Origin of the sequence: Bradyrhizobium agreste (assembly GCF_016031625.1) — a bacterium.
Classification (GTDB): Bacteria; Pseudomonadota; Alphaproteobacteria; order Rhizobiales; family Xanthobacteraceae; genus Bradyrhizobium; species Bradyrhizobium agreste.
This window is the reverse complement of sequence record NZ_JACCHP010000011.1, coordinates 12,379-35,123: the sequence shown is the minus strand read 5'-3', so window position 1 is coordinate 35,123 and position 22,745 is coordinate 12,379. Positions and strand designations below refer to the sequence as shown.

19 protein-coding genes are annotated in these 22,745 nt (G+C 64.1%); 6 read left to right on the top strand and 13 right to left on the bottom strand.

From position 1 onward, the window contains the following. Positions 1–52: 52 nt before the first annotated feature. The 8 genes from ppc to HZZ13_RS17145 all read right to left on the bottom strand — a co-directional run bounded on the left by ppc (position 53) and on the right by HZZ13_RS17145 (position 10,709). Positions 53–2,842: a phosphoenolpyruvate carboxylase gene (ppc, locus tag HZZ13_RS17180; protein ID WP_197960737.1), complete on the bottom strand. Its 2,790-nt coding sequence runs from the start codon at positions 2,840–2,842 to the stop codon at positions 53–55. A gap of 1,002 nt (positions 2,843–3,844) precedes the next feature. Beyond that, on the bottom strand, positions 3,845–4,420 hold the full coding sequence (locus HZZ13_RS17175; RefSeq protein ID WP_197960736.1) for a hypothetical protein: 576 nt from the start codon (positions 4,418–4,420) through the stop codon (positions 3,845–3,847). A 230-nt stretch (positions 4,421–4,650) separates the two neighbouring features. After that, positions 4,651–5,040 carry a hypothetical protein gene (locus HZZ13_RS17170; RefSeq protein WP_197960735.1) on the bottom strand — a complete coding sequence of 130 codons (390 nt, stop codon included), beginning with the start codon at positions 5,038–5,040 and terminating at the stop codon, positions 4,651–4,653. Positions 5,041–5,265: 225 nt separating this feature from the next. Further along, the gene (locus tag HZZ13_RS17165; protein WP_197960734.1) at positions 5,266–5,484 is read right to left on the bottom strand and encodes a hypothetical protein; all 219 of its coding nucleotides are present in this window, start codon (positions 5,482–5,484) and stop codon (positions 5,266–5,268) included. Between the two features lie 912 nt (positions 5,485–6,396). Then, positions 6,397–6,801, bottom strand: coding sequence for a YccF domain-containing protein (locus HZZ13_RS17160; RefSeq protein WP_197960733.1), 405 nt, complete (start codon positions 6,799–6,801; stop codon positions 6,397–6,399). A 66-nt stretch (positions 6,802–6,867) separates the two neighbouring features. Beyond that, positions 6,868–7,959 carry a rhomboid family intramembrane serine protease gene (locus HZZ13_RS17155; protein WP_197960732.1) on the bottom strand — a complete coding sequence of 364 codons (1,092 nt, stop codon included), beginning with the start codon at positions 7,957–7,959 and terminating at the stop codon, positions 6,868–6,870. 260 nt (positions 7,960–8,219) lie between these two features. Then, positions 8,220–9,764 carry an acyl-CoA synthetase gene (locus HZZ13_RS17150; RefSeq protein WP_197960731.1) on the bottom strand — a complete coding sequence of 515 codons (1,545 nt, stop codon included), beginning with the start codon at positions 9,762–9,764 and terminating at the stop codon, positions 8,220–8,222. Positions 9,765–9,899: 135 nt separating this feature from the next. Next, a complete protein-coding gene (locus HZZ13_RS17145; RefSeq protein ID WP_197960730.1) occupies positions 9,900–10,709 on the bottom strand; it encodes a crotonase/enoyl-CoA hydratase family protein in 810 nt (269 codons plus the stop codon). Positions 10,710–10,814: 105 nt separating this feature from the next. Here HZZ13_RS17145 and HZZ13_RS17140 point away from each other — a divergent pair, with 105 nt between their 5' ends. Then, positions 10,815–11,687 (top strand): SDR family oxidoreductase, encoded by an 873-nt coding sequence (locus HZZ13_RS17140; protein ID WP_197960729.1) that lies wholly within the window; start codon positions 10,815–10,817, stop codon positions 11,685–11,687. 258 nt (positions 11,688–11,945) lie between these two features. After that, complete coding sequence (locus HZZ13_RS17135) at positions 11,946–13,523, top strand: fatty acid--CoA ligase (RefSeq protein ID WP_197960728.1); 1,578 nt, start codon at positions 11,946–11,948, stop codon at positions 13,521–13,523. 175 nt (positions 13,524–13,698) lie between these two features. On the opposite strand, the gene HZZ13_RS17130 is transcribed toward HZZ13_RS17135, so the two are convergent. Further along, positions 13,699–14,973, bottom strand: coding sequence for an acyl-CoA dehydrogenase family protein (locus HZZ13_RS17130; RefSeq protein WP_197960727.1), 1,275 nt, complete (start codon positions 14,971–14,973; stop codon positions 13,699–13,701). A gap of 213 nt (positions 14,974–15,186) precedes the next feature. Here HZZ13_RS17130 and HZZ13_RS17125 point away from each other — a divergent pair, with 213 nt between their 5' ends. Then, on the top strand, positions 15,187–15,966 hold the full coding sequence (locus HZZ13_RS17125; RefSeq protein ID WP_197960726.1) for an enoyl-CoA hydratase-related protein: 780 nt from the start codon (positions 15,187–15,189) through the stop codon (positions 15,964–15,966). Between the two features lie 206 nt (positions 15,967–16,172). Here HZZ13_RS17125 and HZZ13_RS17120 read toward each other — a convergent pair whose 3' ends face one another. From HZZ13_RS17120 to HZZ13_RS17110, 3 genes are read right to left on the bottom strand one after another with little or no spacing between them, the layout of a single operon-like run. Beyond that, positions 16,173–16,550, bottom strand: coding sequence for a DUF6285 domain-containing protein (locus tag HZZ13_RS17120; RefSeq protein WP_197960725.1), 378 nt, complete (start codon positions 16,548–16,550; stop codon positions 16,173–16,175). A gap of 3 nt (positions 16,551–16,553) precedes the next feature. Continuing rightward, positions 16,554–17,540: a phosphotransferase family protein gene (locus HZZ13_RS17115; protein WP_197960724.1), complete on the bottom strand. Its 987-nt coding sequence runs from the start codon at positions 17,538–17,540 to the stop codon at positions 16,554–16,556. Continuing rightward, positions 17,537–18,325 (bottom strand): enoyl-CoA hydratase/isomerase, encoded by a 789-nt coding sequence (locus HZZ13_RS17110; RefSeq protein WP_197960723.1) that lies wholly within the window; start codon positions 18,323–18,325, stop codon positions 17,537–17,539. Before HZZ13_RS17110 ends, HZZ13_RS17115 begins: the two co-directional genes overlap by 4 nt. A 168-nt stretch (positions 18,326–18,493) precedes the next feature. Here HZZ13_RS17110 and HZZ13_RS17105 point away from each other — a divergent pair, with 168 nt between their 5' ends. The 3 genes from HZZ13_RS17105 (at position 18,494) to HZZ13_RS17095 (ending at position 21,337) form a co-directional block, all read left to right on the top strand. Next, positions 18,494–19,273: an SDR family NAD(P)-dependent oxidoreductase gene (locus tag HZZ13_RS17105; protein ID WP_197960722.1), complete on the top strand. Its 780-nt coding sequence runs from the start codon at positions 18,494–18,496 to the stop codon at positions 19,271–19,273. Between the two features lie 108 nt (positions 19,274–19,381). Beyond that, on the top strand, positions 19,382–19,762 hold the full coding sequence (locus tag HZZ13_RS17100; RefSeq protein ID WP_197960721.1) for a VOC family protein: 381 nt from the start codon (positions 19,382–19,384) through the stop codon (positions 19,760–19,762). 297 nt (positions 19,763–20,059) lie between these two features. After that, the gene (locus HZZ13_RS17095) at positions 20,060–21,337 is read left to right on the top strand and encodes an acyl-CoA dehydrogenase family protein (protein ID WP_197960720.1); all 1,278 of its coding nucleotides are present in this window, start codon (positions 20,060–20,062) and stop codon (positions 21,335–21,337) included. Between the two features lie 187 nt (positions 21,338–21,524). On the opposite strand, the gene yghU is transcribed toward HZZ13_RS17095, so the two are convergent. Continuing rightward, positions 21,525–22,397, bottom strand: a complete 873-nt coding sequence (yghU, locus tag HZZ13_RS17090) for a glutathione-dependent disulfide-bond oxidoreductase (protein ID WP_197960719.1) — start codon at positions 22,395–22,397, stop codon at positions 21,525–21,527. Positions 22,398–22,745 lie beyond the last annotated feature (348 nt).

The window sequence follows — 22,745 nt, the reverse complement described above, 5'->3', positions numbered from 1 at the left end:
GGGGAGTGGCGAGTGGGGTTCTATTCGCTACTCGCCATTCGCCAATCGCACCCTACCCGGTATTCCTCAAGCCTGCCGAGATGCCGTTGATCGTGAGCTGGATCCCGCGCAGCACCTGCTCGTCGGGGTTCTGCGCGCGGTGCTCTCTCAGGAGCTCGACCTGCACGTGATTGAGCGGATCGAGATAGGGGAAGCGGTGGCGCACGGAACGCTCCAGCAGCGGATTGCCCTGGAGCAGCCGATCCTGGCCCATGATGTCGAGCAGGCTCTCGATCGACGCGTGCCATTCGCGGCGGATGCGGCCGAAGATTTTTTCGCGCAAGGCTTCGTCGGGCACCAGCTCGGCATAGCGCGAGGCGATCGCGATCGAGCTTTTCGCCAGCACCATGTCCATGTTCGACAAGAGCATGCGGAAGAACGGCCATTCCTTGTAGAGCTCTTTCAGGAACGGCATGCCCTGCTCCGGATGCTCCGCGATCCACTGCTCGACCGCACTGCCAAAACCGTACCAGCCCGGCAGCATCAGGCGGCATTGCGCCCAGGAGAACACCCAGGGAATGGCGCGGAGGTCCTCGATCGCGCGAGTCTTCTTGCGCGAGGCCGGACGGCTGCCGATGTTGAGGGTGGCGATCTCGTTGATGACGGTGGACGCCCAGAAGTAATCGACGAAGCCTTCGGTCTCGTAGACGAGGCCGCGATAGGCCTTGAAGGCGAGGTTCGAAAGCTCGTCCATCGCGGTCAGATATTCGCGGCGCGGCGCGCTCTGGCGCGGATGCAGCAGACTTGCTTCCAGCGTCGCCGCGGCGAGGATCTCCAGATTGTTGCGGCCGACTTCCGCGTTGGAATATTTCGACGAGATGATCTCGCCCTGTTCGGTGATGCGGATCTGGCCGTTCACCGCGCCGCCGGGCTGCGCGATGATGGCGTCATAGCTCGGCCCGCCGCCGCGACCGACCGAGCCGCCGCGGCCGTGAAACAGGCGCAAGCGCACGTGATGGCGCTCGAACACCTCGACGAGGCCGATCTCGGCCTTGTAGAGCTCCCAGCCCGAGGTGACGAAGCCGCCATCCTTGTTCGAGTCGGAATAGCCGAGCATGACCTCCTGCACGCTGCCGCGGCTGTCGACCAGGCGGCGGTAATCGTGCAGCGACAGCATGCGGTCCATGATGCCGGATGATGCCTGCAGATCCTCGATGGTCTCGAACAGCGGCACGATGTTGATGACGCTGCGGCCGGAGGGATGGACGAGGCCGACCTCCTTCACGAGCACGGCCACCTCGAGCATGTCGGACATGCCCTTGCACATCGAGATGATGCATTGGGGAATGGCGTCCGAGCCGAATTTCGCATGCGCTTCCGCGGCGGCATGGAACACGTTGAGCTCGCCCATGGTCTCGTCGCTGTACTTGACGAAAGGCGAGACCAGCGCGCGCGTCGAGCGCAACTCGTTGGTCAGCAGCGAAATACGGGCGTCCTCGCCGAGCGCGAGATAGGACATGCCGGGATTGGCGGCGTCCATCAGCTCGGCGATGGTGCGCTCGTGGACGGCCGAGTTCTGGCGGATGTCGAGCCGGGCGAGGTGAAAGCCGAAGCAATCCACCGCGCGGCGGAGCAGCCGCAGCCGGCCACGCGCGATGACGCGGGCGTTGTTGGAGATCAGCGAGCGGTGCAGCACGTCGAGATCGGCCTGCAGCTCCCTGACGCTCTCGTAAGGCGCTGCCTTGCCGACCGGCCGGCGCGTGATCTCGACCTCCAGCTTTTCGGCCGTCGCGGCCAGCCGCGCATAGATGCCTGAGACTGCGAGGCGGTAGGGTTCGCCGCTCCGGTGCGGCGAGGTGTCCGGCGAGCGCTCGGCCAGGGTGCGCAGATCCTCGGAAACGTCGGCGAGGTGGGCCGCGATCGACAGCTCGGAGCCGAGCACGTGCAGCTCGTTGAGATAGAACTGCATCACCCGGCTCGACTGCAGCCGCAGCGTGCCGCGCATCACGTCGGCGGTGACGAAGGGGTTGCCGTCGCGGTCGCCGCCGATCCAGCTGCCCATGCGCAGGAACGAGGCGAGCTCGCCGGCCGCCTGCTCGCCGCCCTGCTCCAGCCGGTCCTCCAGCGCGTTGATGAGCCGCGGCACCTCGCGCAGGAAGGTGTAGTCGTAGAACGACAGGCCGTTGGCGACCTCATCCAGCACGGTGAGCTTGGTCCGGCGCAAGAGATTGGTCTGCCACAGCGTCAGCACCTCGCGGCGAAGCTGCTCGTCGCCGGCATCTGCCTCCTCCGCGGTCATGGCCACGCGCTCGCGGCGGTCGAGCAGGGCTGCAATCTCCATCTCGCGGTCCATGGTGCTCTTGCGGCGGACCTCGGTCGGGTGCGCGGTCAGCACCGGGCTGACCAGCGCGGACTTGAAGAAGGTGCGGAGCTGGTCGGGGCCGATGCCGGCGTCCCTGGCATGGGCCAGCGTGCCAGCCAGCACGCCAGAGCTGCCCCCCTTGCCGGCGCGCATCTGGCGGATGTTGTTCTGGTCCTCGGCGATGTTGGCAAGGTGCGAGAAATAGCTGAAGGCGCGGACGATGCGCACCGTCTCGGAGATCGACATGCCGTCGAGGATCTGCTCGAGCTCGCGGCGGGCGAGCCGGTCCTCGTCGCGATGGAATCGGATCGAGGTCTGCCGGATGCGCTCGACCAGGTCGAACACGTCGGCGCCCTCCTGGTCGCGCACGGTGTCGCCGAGAATGCGCCCGAGCAGGCGGATGTCGTCCCGCAGCCGGGCATCGGCCTCCATCGCCTGAACATCCTCAGGGCGGTTGGGGCGCTGCTCAGTGGCGTCGGATGATACGGTCTGGAGGGACATGGCTCGCTCCCCTGCTCGCGCCCTTGGCGGCCCGGTCCGGGAGTGTGCGATATTTTTCTGCCGCAGTGCAAGATGAAGTTGGGGGCGGTGCAAAACTGCTGGCCGGGTTGGTGTCCCGGACGCGCTGCGTTGCTGCGCAGAGCCGGGACCGAGGAGCTGAAGCGCACCTTGCAGCCTTGGTACGAGGAATAGACATGCCTTCGCGACTTCGCGGCGCGGGCGCCCGAATTCTTGCTGTCCGTTTCGCCCTCATCGAGAAGCAAGGGCGCAGGGAAGGCCGGGCGCCGGCTCGCACCCAAGGTCCGCACGCGACAAGACGCACGCGGGGTGACCACAGGTGTTGCCGGAACATCCCGGCCTTCCCTGCGCAATGGTTTTACGGCTTATGGCGCGCTCTCCCCGGGGAGCGATGCACTATTGCCCCCGTCGCCTTGCGGATCACTGATGCGCGCACCCGGTCGGGCCGCTGCATCACCGCGAAGACTTGACGCACAGACCCCGGGCGTCAGGACCACACGCTTTTGCCGTCCGCGGACGTCCCTCCCCGGACAGCCGGAAGCTCGCGCGTGCTCGCCCCCAATGCCGAAGAGAAACGCTGTGACCGTGCCGTGTCGTGCCGCGGATCGCGACGGCTCACGGGCCTCGGCCCGCCCTGCCACCCCGTCACGCGCCGGCGCTGCCGCGTCCATCGCATCCCGGCCTACGTATCGTGACGATCGCGAAACGTCCCTTTGACGAGCCGGAATGTGTTGCGGTTTACCCGAAACAGTGATTTCGGTCAATCAGAATTTTGTAGCCCCGGCCCCTTGACCTGCATATGGGGTGATTTGCCAGTCGGGCAATGCGAGGAGTTGGGCCCGCAATACGAGCGAGCACGGCGCACTACTGGACAGGGAAACGGCGCACGCACTGTTGCAACAGACATCCAGCGCCGGCCATCGCTCCTTCACAAGCTCGGGTTTTCCCCTGCACGTGGTGTACTGACAAAGCGAGGGCTCGGTTTCACGAGGATCTTCGGAGCTGTCGCGAGGAAGCGATCTCGGCCTCCGCCTCCTTGATTGTGTAGAGAACTTTTTTCATGGACGCTTCCAGATTGGATACGAGATCTGGATCGGCTTCAATCTGCGGTGGACACAGCAAGTAGACGGGGCGAGCATCGCCAACTCGTGCTTCGGAGCGACGCGTCGCAGCATAGGCCAAGACGCGTTGGGCATATCTACGGCCAATGAGAAATGGGACAAGGCCAAGTGCCAAGAGTGCCATCATCACTACCAGCCTCTCGACTGACCTCGTTGTCGACGCGTCGTCATGTTCGATGATGGATGGCGGGCCGACTTGAGCGGCATCCGCCGAGGCCCCCAGGAGTGCCGCGCCGATCGTTTCCTCGCTTTTGCGCTCGATCGCGGGTGACGACGTGACCTCAACTACATCCGCCAAAACATCTACCGGCGCGCCAGTCCTTTGCTCTTCCTGACGCTCGATCAAGGATGGCGGCGCTGCCTGAACTTCGACCTGCGAGCGATTTACCGGTCCGCCCGCAGCTGTCGCATCATCGCGCCCACGGCGATGGGCGTCCACCGAGGTTCGCGCCTCGAAGGATCGCACAGATTTCTGGGCCGACAGTATCTTCCGCATTTCGTGCGGCTTGGTCCTTGTTCGCTGAGCCTTGTGAACCCTGTGGAGATCAGATACGGGCGCTGCGTACCTCCACATATCCCACCGCAGCCGCGGCGCGCGTTCGCGGAAGCGATAGTAAAAAGTATCGTCAGGAACCCAAGCACCGCCAGGCCAAGCATTGCTTCTCGGGATCATCGGCATGTTCGTGCCGAACCGACTCGCGTAGGGCAAGCTGGATGCACCAGCATGATAATAACCCCCGCCATCACCGCCACCGGCACCACCGTTCGCAGCTCCAGCACCACCAGCGCCGACCGCGCCACCGCTGCCGGCACTAGCGCCACCCGCACCACCGCCGCCAGCTCCGGCGCCACCAACGCCGCCGGCACCATTGCCGCCAGCTCCAGCACCACCGCCGCCAGCTCCAACACCGCCACCGCCACCGGCACCACTGCCGCCAGCTCCAGCGCCTCCACCGCCACCGGCACCACTGCCGCCAGCTCCAGCGCCTCCACCGCCACCGGCACCACTGCCGCCAGCTCCAGTACCGCCACCGCCGCCAGCTCCACCGCTGCCGCCACCGCCACCGCTCCCGTGGCTAAAGGCCTGGGTGATGACCGGCGGGGTCATCAAGGTGACCAACAACGCTGTTATGATAGTAGACTTGATCACCGATCTGAGCATATCTGCCTCCGTGGCGCCCTACTCTTTGGCGCGGCAGCACTCTTCAGAGGCCCATAGGTCACCAGAAGCTGAACGGGGCCGGGTTCATCAAGCGAGCGGCGCTTGCTCGGCCCAGCCTTTCATCAGGTGAAACTCGGGTCGAGCTTCTGCTCAGCCTCAAGCACTCGCTCGCGAAGCGCTTCCAGTTCGGCGAGCTGAGAAGCGAGCGCTTCGAAACGGTGACGAAGAAGAGCGGCAGCAGCATCCACGAGAGGATTGCCTGCCGGCACCTTGGCCGATTTGAAGAGATCGGCCCGGGGCCGCGCCGCCGGGGAAGTCTGGAGATGATGGAGACCACTCATGGCCGGTCCTCCGCGTGGCGACGTACCGTGGGTTCGAACCTGGAAGGTTGCCCACCGTTTTCGTCGCGAGAAGAGATGAGCGGTAAGGCCGCGCCCCGGTCGGCGACCTCAGCCAATCTCCACCGCGTTTGTGATGATGGTGTTTGTGGGCCCCGCGCCCTCCCCGCCAGACGCCGCGACCGAGTTTGATGTCGAAAGCAGCATGGCTAAGGCAGAAGGAGTTACGGCGGCGAATTCTTCCGCAGGCCTTCAAAAATTCGCGCCGGCAGCTGTGTTGGGATGATGACATCGAGCGCCTCAGTGCCATTGCAATTAAACCCGGCGGGCGCTGAATTAATTAAATTACGTTAATATATTCAATCACTAATTATAACAGAATTACCGGTTCGCCAGAAACCGGCTTTCGCGTTCTAGTGCCTCGGCGGGGAGTTCTTTGCCGGTTCGTTCGAGTTTGCTCCTGCTCCTTGGCCAAGCTGATCGAGCCGCCTTTCGAGCTCGCGCCTTTCTGCAAGGAGCCTCGCAGCGAGGACCTGATCGACTTCCGTGTGAAGTGCCCACAACTCATCGATGGACATCGTGTCAAGGTATTCTCGATCCATGCAAGCCAGCTCCATTCGGTTAGAACGAGCTTGGGCCACGAGGGCACGTGCGCACCCAACGCCCTGCCCAAAAGCTTGCTCGGATATCGCGGCATTTTATACGATTTAATTTCCTCAATATTAAATTAGGTTAAAATGGTAAATTTTCTTCCTGCAATGTGGGTGAGATCTCGTGTGAGAATGACCGACGAGCAGCCCGAAAACGACGTCCTGGACGGAGAGGCGACGACCGGAATGGGTCCAGGCCGTCAATGATGGCCAAACCACACGACTTCCGCTCTGCCGGCGAAGCCGACGTTCACGGGGTCACCAGCTACGCCGGCACGATCACCTTGCCGATCGGCCAGAGCGCGATGCCGGCGAGCTTGAGGTGAGCCCAGGCGAAGGGGATACCGATGATGGTGACCGCGAGTACCAGTGCGGTCACGAGGTGGCCCAGCGCCAGCCACCAGCCGGCGAGCACGAACCAGATGATGTTGCCGATCACCCCGAGCGGGCCGGTGCCGATATCCTCGACACCGGTGACGTCGTAACGGTTGACGGCGCGCGAGCCGAACGGCAGCAGCGTGTAGACGGCGATGTTGAACGCCGCCCGTGCCCAGGGCAGGCCGATGATGGTGATCGCCATGACAACCGCAGCGATCAGCCACCCGAACGCCATCCAGGCGCCGCCGATGAGGATCCAGAGGATGTTGAGGAAAATGGATACGGGGGCCATGGGATTCAGGAGCCTCGAGATTATCCGCGTTCAACAAACAGGCATATATAGTCGCGATCTCCGGAATCAAAGACCGTGGCGACGACTGCGTTCGGCTCGCAGCGACGTGCCGACGAATCCAACATCCGCGATCCCTCGCAAAATCTCCTTCGCACCGAGACAAAGCGTCAGCGCGGCGACGCCAACCGCGGCAAGTCCCGAGATGAGAATGGAATTCGGGCAGAATATGACAAGAAACAGGTCGAGCGGAATGTATCCAATTGGCATGCGCGGCCAGCAAGCAAATGCCAACGCCCAACCGCACAACAGCACTGCAGCAGCGTTCGCTCCGGCCAGGGCCGGCACGACGACCGCGAGGCCCTTTTTCATGGAGAGCGCGAGATCGACCATCTTCACGACGGCACAGCATGCAACCACGATGACGACCATCAGCCCCCATGCGGAAACGCCTGTAGCGATGCTCTGAGCCGGACCGCTCCACGCCCACAGCGCGATGAGGCAGGCTAACAGCGTCAGGTTAACCTTGACGACCTCGGGAAATTTGCAACGAAGCGTCCAGGCATTCACTTTTTCGACAAGGTCGAGCAATGCGCAAGTGATCAATCCAGCCGCAAAACCGCCGAGATGTACGCCCCAGTCGATCCGAGAACTGCCGAGTGCGAACGCAATGTTCAATCCGATGTTTATAGCGAAGAAGTCGAACCCGACGTCGAGCTTGCCGAGTATCCACAGGCAGAGCAGCGCGCCGAGGATGCCCGACGTGGCGCCGGACGCCCCGACTGTCAAATAGGGCGTCGAATGGATGCCATTGCCGATGACGGCACCGAACACCATCGCGCAGAGGTAGATGATAAGGAAATAGGTCGGCCCGACCCGCCGCTCGAGATGGGCGCCCCACAGCACCAGGCACAACATGTTCATGGTGAGGTGGACGAAATCAACGTGCAAGAAGCCGTACGCAACGAGGCGCAAGTATTCGTGCCGCGCGATTGCGGTCGCATACATGCCGCCGGATCGATACAGCAAGTCCGCCGGCGCCGACGCGCCGCCCGCCAGGATGAAGCAGAAACCCGACGCGAGGACAGTGACCGTCATCAGCACGTAGACGGCGGCATGGGGGACTTCGAAGAAACCAGGACTGGCACGGTACGGGGGCATGGATGATCAGAGCGGGTTGGCGTGGGAACGCCAACTTAGCCGAGCCGATCGATGATTGCTACTCCAGCGCGTACCAGGCAGCCTCGGCTACCGCCCGATCTTCGGCTCGCGCTTCTCTTGAAGGCCTTCATGGTCGATCGTGGTCGGCGATGACGCGGCGCTGAGGCCTTGCCGTCGCGCTCCTTGCGCAGGTCGAGCCCAGCGCAGGAGGTAAGCGAGATTGGTGGGCACGCTTCCGCTTTGCCCACCCTACGATATCGTCAAATCTTCCGGCCCGCCTGCTCCCAATAGGGATCGCGCAGGCGGCGCTTGAAGATCTTGCCGGAATCTTCGCGCGGCAGGCCGCTGCGGATCTCGATGTGCTTGGGCACCTTGTAATCGGCCAGATGCGCCTTGAGCGCGGCGCGGACATTGCCGGCATCGAGCGTGACGCCGGCCTGCGGCTCGACCACCGCCATCAGCGCTTCGCCGAATTCGGCATCGGGGATGCCGAACACGGCGCAATCGTTCACGCCGGGCACCGCATGCAGCACGGATTCGATCTCGGCCGGGTAGATATTGACGCCGCCCGAGATCACCATGTCGCGCTTGCGGTCGCAGATGAAGACGTAGCCGTCTTCATCGATATAGCCAACGTCGCCGGAGGTGATGAAGCCGTCGCGGTCGATCTCGGCGCGCTTCTCCGGCTTGTTGTGATAGGTGAAGTCGGCCATATCAGACATGCGGGAATAGATCTCGCCAATCTCGCCGACGCCAAGCACGCGGCCGTCCTCGCCGATGAAGCGCAGCTCGGCGCCGGGCGCGATCTTGCCGACCGTGCCCGGCTTCTGCAGCGCATCCTCGGAGGTTGCGAAAGTCACGGCGCCGGATTCGGTCGAGCCGTAGAATTCGTAGATCACCGGCCCCCACCATTCGATCATGGCGCGCTTGACGTCGGCCGGGCACGGCGCGGCGGCATGGATGACGTGGCGGAGCGAGGAGACGTCGTATTTCCTGCGCACCTCCTCAGGCAGCTTCATCAGGCGGATGAACATGGTCGGCACCATGAAGATGGTGTCGATTTTGTAGCGCTCGATCGCTTGCAGAAACTCCTCCGCCTCGAAGCGCGGCAGCAGCACCAGGACGCCGCCGAGCTTGCCGGCGCGGATGCCGAACGAGTTCGGTGCGGAATGATAGAGCGGCCCCGGCAGCAGCGCGCGTGCGCCGGGCTTGAGCCCGTAGATCATCGCGCGCATGCGCTCGCCGGCGGCCTGCTGCTCCGGCGTCGGCGCATTGCGGCGGACGCCCTTGGGATGGCCGGTGGTGCCCGACGTGTAGATCATGTTCATGGGCTGCGGCACCATCGGGCCGTCATAGGGCGGATGCTGCGCGACCCAGGATTCGAAATCGATCGCGAAGCTCGGCGTTGTCAGATGATCGGGATCGATCTTGTAGTTGGAGCGGATTTCGGGGGGCGTCGGCACGCTGAGCACGGTGAGGCCACGCGGGATCGCATCGCGCAAGCCGTGCAGCATGTCGGCATGGGCGATCAGGACCGCGGTGCCGGAGTCTTTGAGGATGTAGGTGATCTCCTCCGGCTTGAAGTGCCAGTTGATCGGCACGCCATAGGCGCCGAGCCGCATCGCGGCATAGGCGGCCTCGAGGAAGGCGATGTCGTTGCGCATCAGCATGCAGACGCTGTCGCCTTGGCGGACGCCGATCTTGGCGAGGCCGGAGGCGATACGGTCGGTGCGGTCGGCGACCTCGGCATGAGAGCGGCGACGCTCGCCGGAGACGATGCCGAGGAAGGAGGAGGTTTCGCTCATTTGTTGTTTTTCTTTGTTGTTGTGCTGTCATTCCGGGATGGTCCGAAGGACCAGACCCGGAATCTCGAGGTTCTCAGGTGCGCAATTGCGCACCATAGTTCGATGCTTCGCATCGCCCCGGAACGACGGCAGCTGCTAATCCGCAAACTTCGGGCTACGCTTCTCCAGATTGGCGCGCACGGCCTCGGTCTGGTTGGGGCTGCCGATCAGCTTCTGCTGCTCGACGGATTCGGCGAGCAGCGCCGGGCCCGGATCGACCGAGAGATTGTTCAGCATCCGTTTTGCCGCGCGGATTGCATCGGGGCTTTTTCCGGCGATCTCGCGCGCGACTTCCAGCGCGGCAGTGCGCGGATCGTCGCAAATGCGCGTGGCGAGGCCGTAAGCCATTGCCTCCTGCGCAGAGAAGATGCGCCCGGTATAGGTGAGATCGCGCAAAATATCGTCGCGCACCAGCGAGGCCAGGATCGGCGTGCCCGCCATATCGGGCACGAGGCCCCATTTGATCTCCATGATCGACATCCGCGCATCCGAGCTGAGAAAGCGCATGTCGGCACCGAGCGAGAGCTGGAAGCCGCCGCCGAAGGCGACGCCATGCACGGCCGCGATCACCGGCATCGGGAGCTGGCGCCAGCCCCACACCGCCTGTTGCGCGAAGTTGGCCTTGCCATAGGTGCGCACCGTGAGATCGCGATTTTCGCCACCCGGAATTCCGTTGCCGCCCTTGTCCTTCATGGCGGCAAAACGTCCCATGTCCAGCCCGGCGCAGAAGGCGCGGCCTTCGCCTGACAGGACAACGGCGCGCACGCCTTTCTCCTTCGCAAGCCGGTCGGTTGCGGCGACGAGGGCCTCGAACATGGGCTGATCCAGCGCGTTCATCTTGTCCGCGCGCACCAGGCGCACGTCGGCGACGCCTTCCGAGATCGAGATCGAGACGCGATCTTCCATGGACGAATTCTCCCCTGTTCTTGTTCAGTGCCGCTTTACAGGACGCCGGCGGACGGATTTAGTCAATCGACCAATTAACTGACAATCCCTACGGGGGAAACAGCCATGTTCAAGGAAAATCTTCTGGCCGGCCGGCGCATTCTCGTGACCGGCGGCGGCACCGGTCTCGGCAAGTCGATGGCGGCACGCTTCCTCCAGCTCGGCGCCGAGGTGCACATCTGCGGCCGGCGCAAGATCGTCTGCGACGAGACCGCGACCGAGCTGATGGATCTCTACGGCGGCCGCGTCACTAGCCACGGCGTCGACATCCGCAACGCGCTCGCGGTCGAAGAGATGGTGGAGACCATCTTTCGCGAGGCGCCGCTGACCGATCTCATCAACAACGCCGCCGGCAATTTCATCTCGCGTACCGAGGAGCTCTCGCCGCGCGGCTTCGATGCGGTCGCCAACATCGTCATGCACGGCACGTTTTACGTGACCCATGCGATCGGCAAGCGCTGGATCGCGTTGAAGCAGCCCGGCAACGTCGTCTCCATCACGGTAACCTGGGTGCGCAACGGCTCGCCTTACGTGGTGCCGTCGGCGATGAGCAAGTCGGCGATCCACGCCATGACGATGTCGCTCGCGACCGAATGGGGCCGCTACGGCATCCGCCTCAACACCATCGCGCCCGGCGAAATTCCGACCGAGGGCATGAGCAAGCGCATCAAGCCGGGCGACGAAGCCGGCGCGCGTACCAGGGCGATGAACCCGATGGGCCGCGTCGGCACCATGGAGGAGCTACAGAACCTTGCGGTGTTCCTGATCTCCGGCGGCTGCGACTGGATCAACGGCGAGACCATCGCCATGGACGGCGCCCAGGCGCTTGCCATGGGCGGCAACTTCTACCAGCTGCGCGACTGGAGCGACGACGACTGGAAAACCGCGCGCGAGAGCATCATGGCGCAGAACGAGAAGGACCGCGCGAAGCGGGGGTAGCGCTCTCCGGTGCCCCGGACGCAGCGCAGCGCGTCCCCGGCGATGCGAAGCATCGTCCGGAGCGACGTGGTGCGCTGCTGAGCGGGGGCCCATCTCGCCTTACGCACAATGCGGCCTGCTGGGTCCCGGCTCTGCAGTGCATCACTTCGTGCTGCGCAGCGTCCGGGACACGAAACCGCGGCTGATCTGTCCCGTATTGTCTTCACCCGCGGATGACGTCACATTCCAGGGCATAAAAACAAGAGCTACGGGAGAAACATGTCCACACCGAAACTGGCGAACCTCGCCGACATGGTGCGCGAGCGCGCGAAGAGCCGCGGCAGCGCCGTCGCCTTTGAATTCGAAGGCCGCGTCACCAGCTTTGCCGAGTTCGACGTCAAGACCAACAAGGTCGCGAACGCGCTCCTTGCGATGGGCGTGACGAAGGGCGACCGCATCGCCTATCTCGGCAAGAACAGCGACATCTATTTCGAGCTCTTGATGGGCGCGATGAAGGCAGGCTGCGTGATGGCGCCGGTGAACTGGCGGCTCGCGGGGCCCGAGGTCGCCTTCATCGTTTCGGATTGCAAGGCGCCCGTGCTGTTCGTCGGGCCGGAATTCATCGCGCAGGTGCGCCAGATCAGGGACCAGATACCGGGCGTGCGCACCATCATCACCACCGAGGGCGGCGCGCCGGAATGGCAGGACTTTACGGCCTGGCGCGATGCGCAGAGCGGCGACGATCCCAAGGTGCCGATCGACACAAGCGACATCGCGATCCAGCTCTATACGTCGGGCACGACGGGCAAGCCGAAGGGCGCGATGCTGAGCCACGCGAACTTCCTGAACCTGGTGCAGACCGGCAACACCGAGGACAAGCCTGAGTGGAACCGGTGGTCGACCGACGACGTCTCGCTGGTGGCGATGCCGATCTTCCACATCGGCGGCTCCGGATGGGGCGCGATGGGGCTCTATCACGGCGCTCGCGGCGTGATTGCGCGCGAGTTCGATCCGACCAAGGTTCTGGATTTCTTCGAGCAGTCGGGCATCACAAAACTGTTCATGGTGCCGGCGGCGATGCAGTTCGTGGTACGGCAGCCCCGCGCCAAGACGATGGACTTCTCGCGGCTGAAATACATGCTGTATGGCGCCTCGCCGATTCCCGCAGCACTGCTGAAGGAATGCATCGAGGTCTTCAAATGCGGCTTCGTGCAGATGTACGGCATGACCGAGACGACGGGCACCATCGTCGCGCTGCCGCCGGAGGATCACGTCGAGGGTCTCGAGCGGATGCGATCGGCCGGCAAGGCGCTGCCGGGCGTCGAGATCGCGATTCTTGATCCGGAGGGCAAGCCGCTGCCGCCACGCCAGGTCGGCGAGATCGCGACCCGCTCCGGATCCAACATGGCGGGCTACTGGAATCTGCCGGAGGCCACCGCCGCGACGCTGCGCGGCGACGGCTGGCTGCGCACGGGCGATGCCGGCTACATGGACGAGGACGGCTATCTCTACATCCACGATCGCATCAAGGACATGATCATCTCCGGCGGCGAGAACATCTATCCGGCCGAGGTCGAGAGCGCGCTGTGCGACCACCCTGATGTGGCGGAAGCCGCCGTGATCGGCGTGCCCGACGACAAATGGGGCGAGGCGGTGAAGGCGATGGTGGTGATGAAGCCCGGCAAGGAGGCGACCGCCACCGACATCATCAACTTCGCCCGGACGCGCATCGCCGGCTACAAGACGCCGAAGAGCGTGGAGTTCCTGCCGGCGCTGCCGCGGAATCCCTCGGGCAAGATCCTGCGGCGGCAGCTGCGCGAGCCCTATTGGGCGGGGAAGGATCGGCGGGTCAACTAGCCTCGAGGCGCAGCCATCGAGACTACCTGCTTTGAGAGATCCTGGATTGCTTCGCTCCGCTCGCAATGACGGAGGAGAGAGGCGTTTCTCTCTCCGCGTCATTGCGAGGAGCCCTTGCGACGAAGCAATCCAGACTGCCGCCGCAGCAAGACGCCTCGTCGCATTCGCACCGCTATCAATGCTTCCGCGGCCCCATATAGCCGAACAGGAACCCCGCCACTTTCCGCATCTGGATCTCCTCGCTGCCCTCGGTGATGCGATACCTGCGGTGGTGCCGATAGATGTGCTCGAACGGCTTGTGACGTGAATAGCCCATGCCGCCATGGACCTGCATGGCGCGGTCGGCGGATTCGCAGCAGAGGCGGTTTGCCCAGTAATTGCACATCGAGACGCGGTCGGACAGCGTGCGCTCGATCTGCTCCTCATTGAGCTGGTCCATCTCCCAGGCGGTCTTGCGGATCAAGAGGCGCAGCATCTCGGCTTGGGTCGCAAGCTCGACCAGCGGGAATTGGATCGCCTGATTCTCGGCGAGCGCTTTGCCGAAGGGCTTTCGCTCCCGTGCATATTTCACGCTCTCGTTGATGCAGTAGACCGCGGCACCGAGCGAGCTTGCCGCCTGCCGAATGCGATTTTGGTGGACGAAGCATTGCGCCAGCGAGAGGCCGCGGCCGACCTCGCCAAACAGCGCATCCTCCGGCACGAAGACATCGGTGAAGCTGACGCGCGGATGATCGGTCGGCATGTTGAAGGTCCACATGTACTCCTCGATCCTCACGCCGGGACTCCTGGCCGGCACCAGGAAACAAGTGATGCCGTGGGCATCGCCGTCATTGCCGCTGGTGCGCGCGAACAGCGCGCAGTGCGTGGCGACGTGCATGCCTGTCGTCCACATCTTCTCGCCGTTGATGACCCAGCCCTTCACGTTGTCGCGCGTGGCCGGCACCGCACGCGTTTCCATGTGGGTGGCATCCGAGCCGTGATGCGGCTCGGTGAGGCCGAACGTGATGCGGTATTTGCCCCTGATCGAGCCGTCGATCATCGCCTTCTGGTCGTCGCGGCCGTAGCGATCCAGCATGGTGACGACGGGGAAATTGCCGACGATGGAATGCTCGTTCTGGAGATCGTTGTGCAGGCCAAGGCCTTTGGCGGCAAAATGCTCGCGGATCACGGCCATCCAGAGATTGGAGCCGTCCTTGCCGCCATATTGCTTCGGCACGGGAAAGCGCAGATGCCCGGCGGCATCGGCGAGATCCTTGGCCTTGCGCAGCAGCGCTTCCCATTCGTGGCGCGGCAGGCCGCCATTCTCGAAATCGGTGCGCGCCCATTCGCGGCGATGATCGAAGAAACGGATGTTGTCGTCGGCCTGTTCCAACGGCTTGATCTCGCGGTCGATGAAGCGGTCGAGCTCTCCGAGATAGGCGACGAGATCGGCAGGCAATGAGAAATCCACAGGTTCTCTCCCGGATTGATTTTATCGTTTTGCGTTAAGGCGCTAGGCGCATTCTTGCTTGGCTCGATTAAGGTGAGAAGAGCGCGTGCAAGTCAAGCAAGCCGAGACGTGACGGCGGCGCAAGGCGCGCCCGCGCAATTCGATGGTGCTCAGGCGCACCCGAGCGGTAGTATGACGCCAACATTCTTTCACGAGAAAAACCGGGAGCGCGCGATGGAGCTGAAATTTTCAAAGGTGGAACGCAAAGGACCGATCACGATCGTGACGCTGTCGCGGCCCGAGGTCTACAACGCGCTGCACACGGATGCACATTTCGAATTGCAGCAAGTGTTTGACGATTTCTCCGGAGATCCCGAGCAGTGGATCGCGATCGTCACAGGCGCCGGCGACAAGGCGTTCTGCGCCGGCAACGATTTGAAGTGGCAGGCGGCCGGGGGAAAACGCGGCTGGGACAAGGGCGGCTTTGCCGGCCTCACCTCGCGCTTCGACTGCGACAAGCCGATCATCGCCGCCGTGAACGGCGTCGCCATGGGCGGCGGCTTCGAGATCGCGCTCGCCTGCGACCTCATCATCGCCGCGGAGAACGCGACCTTCGCACTGCCCGAGCCGCGCGTTGGCCTGGCCGCGCTCGCCGGCGGCCTGCACCGCCTGCCGCGCCAGATCGGGTTGAAGCGCGCCATGGGCATGATCCTCACCGCGCGCCATGTCAGCGCCAAGGAAGGTTTCGAGCTCGGCTTCGTCAACGAGGTGGTGCCGCAGGGCGAGGCGCTCGCCACCGCGCTGCGCTGGGCCGAGATGATCGCCAAGAATTCGCCGATGTCGATCCGGGCTTCGAAGCAGGCGATCCAGAAGGGGCTCGGCGTGTCGCTGGAGCAGGCGATCGCGGAGCAGCGCGACTATCCGGCCGTGCAGGCGATGGTCGCCTCGCAGGACTACATCGAGGGCCCGAAGGCGTTCTCGGAGAAGCGGCCGCCGAAATGGGTGGGGAAGTGACCGCGCTTTGCGCGGTCATTCCGGGGCGCGCCGTCAGGCGCGAGCCCGGAATCCATCAAGCGACAGAACGCGCGGATAAATGGATTCCGGGCTCGTCGCTGCGCGACGCCCCGGCATGACGGCGCGTAGGATGGGTAGAGCGCAGCGAAACCCATCGAGGGCAGAGCGCGGCGTGAGATGATGGGTTTCGCTGCGCTCTGCCCATCCTACGGATTGCGCCCCAATTCGCGCCTATACGACGCATAGTTCGGCTGATCGACCGCGAGCTTGTCCATCGTGGTTGCCCACAGATGCTCGGCGAGGCCCGGCGTTGCGAGGTCGAGTTCGCCTTTCGCTATGCGCTCGGCGAGCGCGCGGTTAAGCTCCGTCACCGAGCCATCGATGCCGAGCAGCCCGCGCAGCCGTTCCACCTCCCTCGCCTCGCTCCCCGCCTCCTGCGTCAGCTGGCGCGTCACGAGGTCGAGAATGTTGATGGCGACGCGCAGCTTGAATGCCTGATGGCCGGAGATCAGCGGCGTAATGTCGTTGCGGAGGAAATCGGCGACCGCTTTGGTCAGCTCGATCGGGGTCGGCTCGTCCTGCATGTGTCAGCTCCCGCGCGGCGCCAGCAGCCGCAACAGATCGATCTCGGTCTCGCTGGCGCGGCGGCCGATCATGGCGCGCTCCATGGAATGGTCGGGCCCCTCGCGAAAGCGCTGCATCATGCCGCCGCACATGATGCCCCAGCGCAGCGTGCCCATCACTTCCCAGAACTTGACGCGTTCGGGGTCGACCTTGCGGCCCGCCGCCTCGTAGCCGGCGAACAGCTCCTCGCGTGTGCCAAAGCCGCCGACGGGCTTGTCGATCTCGCCGAAGCGCCAGGAGTTGACGCAGACCCAGCCGAGATCCTCCATGGGGTCGCCGAGATGGGCGAGCTCCCAGTCCAGCACGGCGCGAACGCCATCCGCGCCGATGATGAGATTACCGTTGCGGAAATCGCCGTGCACCAGCGTGGTCTCGGCCGCGGGGCCGGGATCGTGGTCGCGCAGCCAGCGCAGCGCCAGCTCGAACACGGGCTTGGGCCAATTCAGGCTACGATAGTCGCGCTCGAACTCGGCGATCTCCTGGGTCGCGCCCCTGCTGCGCAGCGCAGGCAGCTTGTCCTGCGGCAGCCGATGGAGACCTGCGAGAATGCCGCCGATCTGCCGCGCCAAAATGGGCCGCGCCGCCGCGTACTCTTCATCGCGAAGAATCTTGCGCGCGATGGTCTCGCCCTCGATCCGCTGCATGATGAAGCCGGTGCCGAGATCGTCCTCGGGCACCAGTACGTGCAGTACGCGGGGCGACGGCACGCCGGCCTCATAGGCGAGCTGCATCAGCTGCGCTTCCGCTGCGAGACCGGCCGCACGGGTCGGCGCGGCGCCATAGCCCTTTGGCGAGCGGCGCAGGATTGCGCCGATCACACCATCGGGATGCGTGATGTCGAAGCGCCAGGTTTCCTGGCTGGCGCCGCCGGATAGCTTTGCCGCAGAGGTCGCGCCGGTCGCCCCTTCGCACCAGCGCCGGACGCTGCGTGAAAGCGCCGCCTCGATCATTTGCCCTTGAACTGCGCGGGCCGCTTCTCGAGGAAGGCGCCGACGCCCTCGCGGAAATCCTCGGTGTCGCCGGCGCGGAGCTGACACTGGAATTCCAGATTGAGCTGATCCTCGAAGGAATTCTCGGGGCTATCCCAATAGAGCTTGCGGATCAGCGACAGCGCCACGGTCGGGCCGCTGGCGAGATCGCGCGCCAGCTTCATCGCTTCCTCCATCAAGACGCCGTCATCGTAGACGCGGTTGACGAGGCCCCATTCCAGCGCCTTCTCGGCCGGCAGCCGCTCGCCCATCAGCGACAATTCGATCGAGCGCGCGCGCCCGACGAGCCGCGGCAAGAGCCAGGTCGAGCCGCAATCCGGCACGAGACCGATGCGGCGGAAGGCTTGAAGAAAGTAGGAAGACCGCGCGCATAAAATCATGTCGCCGAGCAGTGCGAAGCTCATGCCGGCGCCGGCGGCGGGACCGTTGACGGCCGTGATGATCGGGCAATGCAGATTGCGGATGCGGCGCAGGAAGGGATGAAAGCCGGTCTCCAGCGTCAGGCCGGCCTTGGTCTTCTTCGACTGGTTGTTGCGGCCTTGCAGATTGGCGCCGGTGCAGAACGCCCGCCCCGCACCGGTCAGCACCACGCAGCGCACCTCGTCCTTCTTCTCCTCGATCGCATCGAGCGCCTCGGAAAGACCGCCCAACATGTCGACAGAGACCGCGTTCATCACCTCCTGATGATCGAGCTTGAGGATCGCGACCGAGCCATCGAAGGCGAGCGTGACGTGTTTGAACTGCATGGTTTCCTCGTCAGTTGCGGCCCCGCGTCAGTTTCGCAGGCCGGAATTCGTTTTGCCGGGGCGCATATTTGATTTTTGGCGCGGTCTTGTCCATGGTGATCGGAGCATAGCAAGCAATCTTGTGCGCAGCGGCTGAGAGGCCGCAGACCAAAAAACAGGAAACGCGCCATGAACATTTTCGACCTCTCCGGCCGCGTGGCCGTGATCACCGGCGGCAATGGCGGCATCGGGCTCGGCATCGCGCAGGCGCTCGCGGGCCAGGGTTGCAACGTCTCGATCTGGGGCCGCAATGCTGACAAGAACAAGGCCGCTGCCGCGAGCATGGCGGGGCTCTCCGGCAAGGTCGACAGCCGCGTCTGCGACGTCAGCGACCCGGCCTCGGTCGATGCCGCTATGAAGGCGACGCTCGACACCTTCGGCCGCGTCGATGGCTGCTTCGCCAATGCCGGCATTGGCGGCGGCGGCCGGCGCGCCTTCATCGAGCGCACCGAGGAGGAATGGCGCACGATGTTCGCGACCAATCTCGACGGCGTGTTCCACGCGTTCCAGGCCGCCGCCAGGCACATGACGGACCGCGCCAATGCCGGCGATCCCTTTGGCCGGCTGGTTGCGACCTCGAGCCTAGCCTCGATCTTCGGCACGGCGCGCAACGAGCACTATGCCGCGACCAAGGCCGCCATCAACGCGCTGGTGCGCGCCCTCGGCGTCGAGCTGGCGCGTCACGGCGTCACCGCGAACGCGATCCTGCCCGGCTGGATCAAGAGCGACATGACCGCAGGCCTCATGGCCAACGACAAGTTCGTCGCCAACGTGATGCCGCGGATTCCTATGCGGCGGTTCGGTGAGGCGTCCGATTTCGGCGGCATCGCCGTGTATCTGATGAGCAAGGCGTCATCGTATCACACCGCGGATACGTTCGTGATCGACGGCGGCTATACGGCGTTTTGATTTTTCGTAGCCCGGATGGAGCGCAGCGCAATCCGGGACGGCCAAAAGCAAGCAAGACCCGGATTTCGCTTTGCTCCATCCGGGCTACAACACTGAGGGAATGGGCAAATGTTCTCGCACGTCATGATCGGCACCAATGACCTGGACAAGGCCAAGGCGTTCTACGACAAGCTGCTCGGCACGCTCGAGGTGCGGCCGGCCAGGGTCGACGGCCATCGCATCTTCTACATCACCAAGACCGGCGTGTTCTCGGTGTCGAAGCCGATCAACGGCGAACCGGCGACGTGCGCGAACGGCGGCACGATCGGCTTTGCCGCCAACTCGCCGGAGCAGGTCGATGCGTGGCATGCGGCGGGGGTCGCGGCCGGCGGCAAGTCGATCGAGGATCCGCCCGGCATTCGCGAGGGCTCCGGGGTCAAGCTCTATCTCGCTTACTTGCGCGACCTTGACGGCAACAAGATCTGCGCGATGCATCGGATGCCGGCGTGATCTAGCCACACCCACAGCCATCATGCCCCGATCGGGGCATCCGGTACACCGCGGCCTCTCGATTCAATTACTGCGGTCTTTGGAATACTGGATCGCCCGATCAAGTCGGGCGATGACAGCGGAGCGTAAGGCGGGCGCTTGTCGCCTCCCCACGCCCCCATTCAAACAACATTTCAAACGGCCTTGCGATATTCCATCACATGGCACGGCCCCACGCGCGAAAATGCGCGCTCGCACTTTGCCGGCGCTGCGACTATTCTTGCGGTCAACGCAATCGTAGCGACCCCGGGAGGACCAATGACAAAACACACCTACATTCCCCGCACTACCAACTACACGCTCAATCCCGGCGACGAGCTCAACGACTTGCGGATGTCGGACCAGGTCCGGCCGCTTTACGATCACGTCAAGAGGTTCATCCGCGACACCGTCGAGCCGATGTCGATCGAGTTCGCCAAGGCCGGCGAAGGCAAGGAAGATCGCTGGAGCTTTACGCCGAAGCAGCTCGAGCTGCTGGAGGGTGCCAAGAACAAGGCCAAGCAGGAAGGACTCTGGAACTTCTTCCTGCCCGATGACGAGACCGGCCAGGGCCTGAAGAACCTCGACTACGCCTATATCGCGGCCGAGCTCGGCAAGAGTCCACTGGCCTCGGAGACCATGAACTGCTCTGCGCCCGACACCGGCAACATGGAGGTGCTGGAACGCGTCGGCACCAAGGAGCAGAAGGAGAAGTGGCTGAAGCCGCTGCTCAACGGCGAGATTCGCTCGGCCTATGTCATGACCGAACCGAACGTCGCCTCCTCCGACGCCAAGAACATCTCGACCACCGCAAAGCTGGTCGGCGACGAATGGGTGATCAACGGCGAGAAGTATTACATCTCGGGTCTTGGCGATCCCCGCTGCAAGATCCTCATCGTGATGGTGAAGACCAATCCGGACGCGCCGCCGAGCAAGCAGCAGTCACAGATCCTGGTGCCGCGCGACACGCCCGGCGTCGAGGTGCTCGGGCCCATGTACGTGTTCGGCCAGGACCACGCCCCGCGCGGCCATATGCACATGCGCTTCAACAATGTGCGCGTGCCGAAGGAGAACATCCTGCTCGGCGAAGGCCGCGGCTTCGAGATCTCGCAGCTGCGCCTTGGTCCGGGCCGCATCCATCACTGCATGCGCACCATCGGCAAGGCCGAGAAGGCGCTCGACCTGATGGTGCAGCGTGGCCTCACCCGCGAGGCCTTCGGCAAGAAGATCGCCCATCTCGGCGGCAACATGCAGATCATCGCGCAGGCGCGCTGTGAGATCGAGGCGATGCGGCTGATGGTGCTGAAGGCCGCCAAGGCCATGGACGTGCTCGGCAACAAGGAGGCCCGCGTCTGGGTCTCCATGGTCAAGGCCATGGTGCCCGAGCGCGCCTGCAAGATCATCGACCAGGCCATCCAGATGCACGGCGCGACCGGCATCTCGCACTGGACCCCGCTCGCCGAGATGTACCAGGACGTGCGGCACCTGCGCTTCGCTGACGGTCCGGACGAGGTGCATTGGATGGTGGTTGGCCGCCACGAGCTGAGCATGGCGTGAAGATCTCTCCTCTCCCTCTCCCCGTTCTTACGGAGTCGCGACGAGCTTCGCTCGCGCCGAGAGGGTCGGGGTGAGGGGCCTCTCTCCACACACGAGATGATCGAGGGACCTGTACCCCCTCACCCGAATTCGAGCTACGATCGAATTCGACCTCTCCCCGCAAGCGGGGAGAGGTGAGGAAAGAGCGCTACGTCACCGGCACGAGCTTGTCCTGCGTCTTGGTCTCGAAGTCGCTGGCGTCGTGGCGCTCGTGGAGCTGGCTGGCGGGATCGCCGGAGACGCGATTGACCATGCGGCCGCGCTTGACGGCCGGACGCTTGGCGATCTGGTCGGTCCAGCGCTGCACGTTCTTGTAGTCCTGCACGGAGAGGAATTCGCCGGCGCCATAGACCAGCCCCTTGGCGAGCGCGCCATACCAGGGCCACACCGCCATGTCGGCGATGGTGTAGTCCTTGCCCGCCAGATATTCGTTGTCGGCGAGACGCCGGTCGAGCACGTCCAGCTGGCGCTTGGTCTCCATCGCGAACCGGTCGATGGCGTATTCGATCTTGGTCGGCGCATAGGCGTAGAAGTGGCCGAAGCCGCCGCCGAGATAGGGCGCACTGCCCATTTGCCAGAACAGCCAGGACATCATCTCGGTGCGGGTCTTGATGTCCTCAGGCAGGAAGGCGCCGAACTTCTCGGCGAGGTAGAACAGGATCGAGCCCGACTCGAACACCCGGATCGGCTCCGGGCCGGAGCGGTCCATCAGCGCCGGGATCTTGGAATTCGGATTGATGTCGACGAAGCCGCTGCCGAACTGCTCGCCGTTGCCGATCCTGATCAGCCAGGCGTCATATTCGGCGCCCTTATGGCCGAGCGCCAGGAGCTCCTCCAGCATCACGGTGACCTTGACCCCGTTCGGCGTCGCCAGCGAGTAGAGCTGAAGCGGATGCTTGCCGACCGGCAGCTTCTTGTCGTGGGTGGGGCCGGCGATCGGGCGGTTGATGTTGGCGAACTGCCCGCCGTTCGGCTTGTTCCAGGTCCAGACTTTGGGCGGCACGTAAGGGGTATCGGTCATGCGGGGCTCCGGCAAAAAGATGCGTCTGCATTAAGTTAGCCCGCAAACGGCCGATGACAAGGGCACCGAAATGCATTGCCGGACGGGGCACCTCACCGTTTCGTCATGGCAAGCTCCCTCGCCGTCATTCCGGGGCGCCCGCAGGGCGAGCCCGGAATCCATTGTGCCGCCAGCAATGCTCTGAAAGATGGATTCCGGGTTCTCGCTGACGCGAGCCCCGGAATGACGGGGTCACCTCGGACGCAGCCGGGCTCTGGATAGAGCGCAACGTCTACGCACAAGATGCCTCGCCGAATCCGGCATGTCATCGATCGGCTAGCGCCACGTTGCTTTGGCAGCGAAAGCAGC